The 2,646-nt window shown below is 69.0% G+C and carries 3 protein-coding genes; 2 read left to right on the top strand and 1 reads right to left on the bottom strand.

Translation table 11 applies throughout. From position 1 onward, the window contains the following. Nucleotides 1–366: gamma carbonic anhydrase family protein (locus tag I5I_RS09820; protein ID WP_036318948.1), on the bottom strand; the 366-nt coding region annotated here is incomplete at its 3' end. A gap of 116 nt (nt 367–482) precedes the next feature. On the opposite strand from I5I_RS09820, the gene gdhA reads away from it, so the two are divergent. Both gdhA and I5I_RS09810 read left to right on the top strand, forming a co-directional pair. Next, nucleotides 483–1,841, top strand: a complete 1,359-nt coding sequence (gene gdhA, locus I5I_RS09815) for an NADP-specific glutamate dehydrogenase (protein WP_083867990.1) — start codon at nt 483–485, stop codon at nt 1,839–1,841. Between the two features lie 5 nt (nt 1,842–1,846). Beyond that, on the top strand, nt 1,847–2,646 hold an 800-nt coding region (locus tag I5I_RS09810; protein ID WP_036318947.1), incomplete at its 3' end, for an amino acid permease.

Here is a 2,646-nt window from a genome sequence, read left to right as displayed (position 1 = left end):
CAGGTGCACGATCGCACCGATGCGCACCTCGGATCGTTCGCCGATGCGCGCACCGTGAAACACCCGGATACCCGTGGCGAGAAAGACCTCATCGGCGATCGTCGCTCCGGAGATGCTGGCCGTCGGGCCCACGAGCACGTGCGAGCCGATGTGCACGGGGTGTGCGGCGCTCGCCCGGATCAGGGCGTTCTCCATGACGATCACGTGTGAGCCGAGCGTGATCGGGCCGCCCTCCGCCGTCAGCACGGCACCGTGCAGGATCTGGCAGCCGGCTCCGATCTCGACGTCACCGGAGATCACGGCCGTGGGTGCCACGACGGCATCGGGGTGGATGCGGGGGCGCGCCCCGAGATGTTCGAACTGCATGATCATCCTCCCGCGCCCAGCGTAGGCGAGCGACGTCACACGCGTCGAGGCCCGCCTCGGTCGCCGCTAGGGTGGGACAGGCCGCACCACCCGGGGCGTGGCCGGAAAGCTCCACCGTGACAGACCACCTGACACCCCTGCCCGCCCCCGTCGACTTCGTGTTCCGTGGCGTGCGCGAACGCAACCCGCACGAGCCGGAGTTCCAGCAGGCGGTGCACGAGGTGCTGGACTCGATCGCTCCCGTCATCGAGCGCCACCCGGCATTCGAGGCCGCCGGCGTGCTCGAGCGGTTGGTCGAGCCCGAGCGCCAGATCATGTTCCGCGTGCCGTGGGTCGACGACGCCGGTCGCGTGCGCGTCAATCGCGGCTATCGCGTGCAGTTCTCTTCGGTGCTCGGACCGTACAAGGGCGGTCTGCGCTTCCATCCCAGCGTCAACCTGTCGATCATCAAGTTCCTCGGGTTCGAGCAGATCTTCAAGAACGCACTCACCGGGCAGGGCATCGGTGGAGCCAAGGGCGGCAGCGATTTCGATCCGCGCGGGCGCTCGGATGGCGAGATCATGCGGTTCTGCCAGGCCTTCATGAACGAGCTCTACCGCCACCTCGGCGAGCACACCGACGTGCCGGCCGGCGACATCGGGGTCGGCGCGCGAGAGGTCGGTTATCTCTTCGGCCAGTACCGAAAGATCACGAACCGTCACGAGTCCGGCATGTTCACCGGCAAGGGGGTGCAGTGGGGCGGAGCGGAGGTGCGTACCGAGGCGACCGGCTACGGTGCCGTCTTCTTCGCCGAGGAGATGCTGGCGGTGCACGGCCGCACGCTCGACGGTCTGCGCGTGGGGGTGTCCGGCTCGGGCAACGTTGCGATCTACGCCATCGAGAAGGCGCACCAGCTCGGCGCACTGCCGGTGACCGCATCCGACTCGTCGGGCTACGTCGTGGACGATGCCGGTATCGACGTCGCCCTGCTGCGCGAGATCAAAGACGTCGAGCGGGCCCGCATCTCGGTGTACGCCGAGCGTCGGCCCTCCGCCCGCTTCGTCGCGAACGCCCGGCCCTGGAATGTCGCGGTCGACATCGCGGTGCCGGCCGCCACACAGAACGAGCTCGACGAGAACGACGCGCAGGCCCTCATCGGCAACGGTGTGACGGCCGTCTCCGAGGGCGCCAACATGCCGTGCACTCCCGGCGCGGTGAGCGCATTCCGCGCGGCCGGGGTCCTGTTCGGTCCGGGCAAGGCCGCGAACGCCGGCGGCGTCGCGACCTCGGCGCTGGAGATGAGCCAGAACGCGTCGCGCCAGCGCTGGAGCTTCGACGACAGCGAGCGCAAGCTGCGCGCGATCGTGCGCGACATCCACCGGGCGGCCTTCACCGCCGCCGAACGATACGACAGGGCCGAGGACTACGTCGCCGGAGCGAACATCGCCGGCTTCGAGCGTGTTGCGCACGCCATGCTCGCGCAGGGTGTGATCTGACGGCGATGAGCAGAGACGTCCGCTCCCCCGCGACCGTCTCCACCCTGACCCTGTCGACGTTCGTCGTCGGATCGATGGTGGGTGCGGGTGTGTTCTCGCTGCCGGGCACGTTCTCCGCACAGACGGGAGTCGTGGGCTCTTTCGTCGCCTGGGCTCTCGCGGGAACGGGGATGTTCACGCTCGCCCTGGTCTTCCAGCGACTGGCCGCACGTCGACCCGACCTGGACGCCGGTGTCTACTCGTATGCACGAGCAGGCTTCGGCCGCTACCTGGGCTTCCTCTCGGCGTTCGGGTACTGGGCGAGCGCGTGCGCGGGCAACGTCTTCTACTGGGTCTTCATCATGTCGACCATCGGCGCGGTCGCGCCGCCGCTGGCCGGCGGCGACACGGTGGTTGCCGTCGCCGTCTCTTCGGTCGGGCTGTGGGTGTTCTTCCTGCTCGTGCGGCGCGGCACCCGCGAGGCCGCTGCGGTCAACCGCATCGTGAGCGTCGCCAAGGTGCTGCCCATCGTCGTGTTCGTCGTGCTGTGCGTGACGGCCTTCGATCCCGAGGTCTTCGCCGCGAACCTGTGGGGACCGAACGATCTGCCGCTGTTCGATCAGGTGCGCGGAACGCTCCTGGTGACGGTGTTCGCCTTCATCGGCGTGGAGGGCGCCAGCGCGTACTCCCGGCACGCGCGCCGCCGGCGCGACATCGGACGCGCGACGGTGCTGGGCTTTCTGAGCGTGCTCGCGATCTTCGCCTCCGTCACCATCGGGTCCTTCGGCATCCTGCCGCGTGAGCGCATCGCCGCCCTCTCCCAGCC

Origin of the sequence: Microbacterium sp. B24, from assembly GCF_000333415.1 — a bacterium.
Classification (GTDB): domain Bacteria; phylum Actinomycetota; class Actinomycetes; order Actinomycetales; family Microbacteriaceae; genus Microbacterium.
Note: the sequence above shows the minus strand (reverse complement) of the source record. Positions and strands in the feature narration are given on the sequence as shown.